The organism is Roseateles sp. P5_B10 (genome assembly GCF_056400485.1).
The window spans coordinates 1-3,848 of the sequence record NZ_JBFULE010000510.1 but is presented as its reverse complement, the minus strand read 5'-3'; the positions used below and the strand labels follow the sequence as shown (position 1 = coordinate 3,848).

5 protein-coding genes are annotated in these 3,848 nt (G+C 69.8%); 3 read left to right on the top strand and 2 right to left on the bottom strand.

What is annotated here, in order from left to right:
- The coding region (locus AC1DU6_RS22895; RefSeq protein WP_477859821.1) for a LysR family transcriptional regulator at positions 1-828 on the top strand (828 nt) is incomplete at its 5' end.
- Here AC1DU6_RS22895 and AC1DU6_RS22890 read toward each other — a convergent pair.
- Positions 825-1,397, bottom strand: a complete 573-nt coding sequence (locus tag AC1DU6_RS22890; protein WP_457323482.1) for a hypothetical protein — start codon at positions 1,395-1,397, stop codon at positions 825-827. The two genes, AC1DU6_RS22895 and AC1DU6_RS22890, sit on opposite strands and share 4 nt — an antisense overlap.
- Positions 1,387-2,286, bottom strand: a complete 900-nt coding sequence (locus AC1DU6_RS22885; protein WP_477859819.1) for an HDOD domain-containing protein — start codon at positions 2,284-2,286, stop codon at positions 1,387-1,389. Before AC1DU6_RS22885 ends, AC1DU6_RS22890 begins: the two co-directional genes overlap by 11 nt.
- A 126-nt stretch (positions 2,287-2,412) precedes the next feature.
- Here AC1DU6_RS22885 and AC1DU6_RS22880 point away from each other — a divergent pair, with 126 nt between their 5' ends.
- Complete coding sequence (locus AC1DU6_RS22880; RefSeq protein ID WP_457323484.1) at positions 2,413-3,033, top strand: transglutaminase-like cysteine peptidase; 621 nt, start codon at positions 2,413-2,415, stop codon at positions 3,031-3,033.
- Positions 3,034-3,046: 13 nt separating this feature from the next.
- On the top strand, positions 3,047-3,848 hold an 802-nt coding region (locus AC1DU6_RS22875), incomplete at its 3' end, for a LapD/MoxY N-terminal periplasmic domain-containing protein (RefSeq protein WP_477859816.1).

Here is a 3,848-nt window from a genome sequence, read left to right as displayed (position 1 = left end):
TTGGAGCAGAAGCTGGACCTGCGGCTGTTCGAGCGCCTGCGTGGTGGCTATGTGGCCACGCGCGCCGGGGCCGAGCTGGTCGAGTTGTCGCGCCGCATGGGACGTGAGCTGCATGTCGTGACCGAGAGCCTGCGTGGGCGGCAGGCCTGGCCTGGCGGCCTGCTGAGGTTCAGCGCGGCCGATACCTGGATGCAGGCCCTGCTGCCGCCGCTGCTGGCCAGCTACCAGACCCGGCATCAGGTCCAGCTGCAGGTGCGCAGCGGCAACGCGCTGCTGGACGTGCAGCAGGGCGAAACCGATGTCGCGCTGCGCTCCGGCGGGCCACCGCCGGAGTCGCTGGTGGGGCGCCGCCTGGCGCGTGTCGAGGCGACGGTCTATGCGTCCCGCAAGCTGGGCGGCGTCAGCGCGGAGACCCTGGACCTGCAACCCTGGGTGGGTGTCGACGAGGACCTGGCCCACCTGGCATCGGCCCGCTGGCTGGAGGGCCAGGGCCTGGGCCGCCAGGTGGCGGTGCGCACCAACAGCCTGACTCATGTTCGCCAACTCGTGCGTGCGGGCATGGGCCTGGGCGCCTTGCCCTGCTATCTCGGCGATGCCGACCCCGAGCTGCGTCGCGTGTTCGATCCGCCGCGCGACTGGCGCAGCGAGCTGTGGCTGCTGACCCGCGTGGAGCTGCGCCAGGTGCCCCGCGTCAAGAAGCTGTTCGAGCATCTGTACGAAGGTACGCGAGCGCTGCTGCCGCTGATCGAAGGGCGCAGCCCGCAGCCGGACACGCCTGAGCAGGAAGCGGAGATCCTGAAGCGCTGGAAGGCGGCCAAGGCCGGCTAGATGTTGGACGGATACATCGCCGGGCAGTTCGCCGTGCCGAAGCGGTCCACCGGGATCCGAAAGCGCATGCCCACGCGCAGCTGCTTCCAGCGCTCGGCGTCGACGCGGCAGACCCAGGCATGGTCCTCGCGGTCGCGCAGCTCGATCTCGAAATAGGCTTCGCGCTTGCTCAGGCGCTCGCTGCCGGGCTGGCCGGGTGGCGCCATGCGCAGCGGCGGGCGCGGCCAGTCGGGGCGCTCGCCGGGGCCGCCCTCGTTCTTGACGATCCAGCTGCGGCGCCAGGCCAGGACGTTGTAGCGGCAATGCTCGCCCGGCTCGGCGCGCTTGCCGGTGGGATCGGCGATGGTGCGGCGGCTGATGTCGAAAGCGCCCTCGGGAAGCTCGTCGCACCAGTCCGAGCCGGACTCGGAACGCAGCCGCTCGACGATGATCTCCATGCGCCAGCTGCGTTTGGTCAACTCGACGGCGACGCCGGACGGGCCGAACGCCCACCAGCCGACGATAGCCAGTGCCGCCACCACCATGGCGACCAGCACGATGACACGCAGGCGCGGGAACCTAAGCCGCATCGAACTGCGCGCTAATGGCCTCTTCCCACTGGGCCAGCTCTTCCCAGTCGATGTGCAGCCAGGCCATCGCAGCCTGGTGGTGGCCGGCCCAGTCGGCGTCCTCGGGCAGGCCTTCGTGGCGGCGCATCAGATGCTCGGCGATCAGGCCGGCGGCGATCAGCGTGTGGATCTCAGGCTCAATGCCGTCGTGGCCGAGGGCCGCGAAGTCGTGGTGCAGGCGGATGGCCGACATCAGCGGCGCCGGCAGGTTCCAAACGCGCACGACCAGCGCGCCGACGACGGCATGGTCGGTCTTGTGGTTGGCGTTTTCCGTGGCGATATAGGGGCGGTCGATGCGAGCGCCGGCCTCCACCATGGTGGCTGCATAGCCGCGCACGCTCTGCATCAGCACCGGCATGCCAACGTGCAGGAAGAGACCAAAGCTGTGCGCCAGGTCAGGCGACAGGCCTGGCAGCTGCTGGGCAATGATGGCCATCGCGATCGCGCGCTTGGTGCTGCGCTCCCAGAAGCGCGCCAGCTGTGGCGCGTTGACGGGGATGGCGTGCCGGGCCAGGAAGCCCGTCATGACGGCCACGCTCTCGCGCAGGCCGATGCGCGTCATGGCCTGGCCGACGGTGGTGCAGGGCAGGCCCACGGGCTTGAACAGCGGGCCGTTGGCGATGCGCAGCAGCGTTGCGGCCATGGCCACGTCGCTGGAGGCGATGCGCGAGACCAGGTTGAGGTCGGGTTCCGGCTGGTTCATGGCCTGCTGCAACTGCGCCAGCAACTCGGGGCAGGGCGGGATCTGGATCTGCTGCAGGGGGCCACGGCGGCGCGACTGGTCGATGTCGTCGCGGATCTGCTGCGCACGAGTACGCAGGTCGTGGGAAGGTGCCGGGTTCTGCATCATCCAAAAATCTTATGGCGCTTCGGACATGTGCCGGCCGGGTACAGTGAATTCAACTGCAGCCCGCCGTCAATCTTGCCCACTTCCCCGCCTCGCGTCGCTTTCGCCCTTCGTCGGCATCGGTGGTGGTTGGCCGTCCTGGTGGCCGGGCCGGTGCTGGCGCTGGCGGCTTATGACGCGGCGCGTGTGCTGGAAGCTGCCGCCGCCCGCGGTCCCCGCGTCGTCGAGCAGGCCCAGGCCCTGGTGCAGCAGATCGAGCGCAGCGGCGTGAGCGAGGAGCTGCAGCGGCTCAAGGACATCAACGATTTCTTCAACCGCCGCCTGGCCTTCAAGGACGACGCCGTCACCTGGAACCTGCCGGACTACTGGGCCTCGCCGCTGGAAAGCCTGGAAAAGCGCGCCGGCGACTGCGAGGACTACGCCATCGCCAAATACTTCGGCCTGGCGGCCACGGGCGTGCCGACGGCCAAGTTGAGGATGGTCTATGTGCGGGCGCGGCTGCAGGGCCAGTCGCTCGCCCACATGGTGCTGGCCTACTATGCCCAGCCGGGCGCCGAGCCGCTGATCCTGGACAACCTGCGGCCCGAGGTGCTGCCCGCGTCGCAACGCACCGACCTGACGCCGGTGTTCAGCTTCAACACCGAGGGCCTGTGGCAGGGCGTGGGCCAGGTGACGGCGGGTGACCCGCTGGCGCGCCTGTCGCTGTGGCGCGAGCTGGTGGCCAAAGTGAGAGCGGAGGGATTCTTGTGAACGGGAGTGAGACATGTCGTTGATGCGGCAGATCGCCTGGCTGGTGCTTGGCGTGGTGCTGGCCGCGCTGGTGGGCGCGGTCGGCCTGTCCATGGTCTCCGCGCGGCAGTTGATGCACACCCAACTGGAGCTGAAGAACGCCGACAACGCCCAAGCCCTGGCCCTCGCCCTGTCGCAGCAGCAGGGCGACCGTGAGCTCATCAAGTTGCTGGTGTCGGCCCAGTTCGATACCGGCGCCTACGAATTCGTGCGCTGGCGTGGCGCCAATGGTGAGACCTTGTTCGAGCGTGCCGAGGCGCCGCGCCCGGGCCAGGCGCCGGCCTGGTTCCGCGCCATGCTGCCCATCGAAGCCGCGTCCGGTGTGGCCCAGCTGTCCAACGGTTGGAACGCCATCGGTGCGGTCGAACTGAAGAGCCATTCCAGCTACGCCCATGACGCGTTGTGGCTGACCTCGCGGCGCCTGCTGGCCTGGCTGCTCATCGTCGGCATCGTCGCGGCCGTGCTGGCCTGGGCGGGCCTGAGGCGCATCCGCCGCCCGCTGGACGCCGCCGTGGCCCAGGCCGAGGGCGTGCTTGCCGGCAGCTATGGCCAGGTCGTCGAGCCGCGCGTGCCGGAACTGCAGCGCCTCACCCGCGCCATGAACGCGATGGTGCAGCGCGTGCGCGACCTCTTCGAGGCCCAGGCCGGCCAGCTGCTGGTGCTGCGCGAGCAGGTGCACCACGACCCGCTGACCGGCGTCTCCACCCGCAAGCATTTCCTGGCCGAGCTGGATGCGGCCCTGCGCCGCGACGACGGCCCGGCGGTGGCTGGCCTGG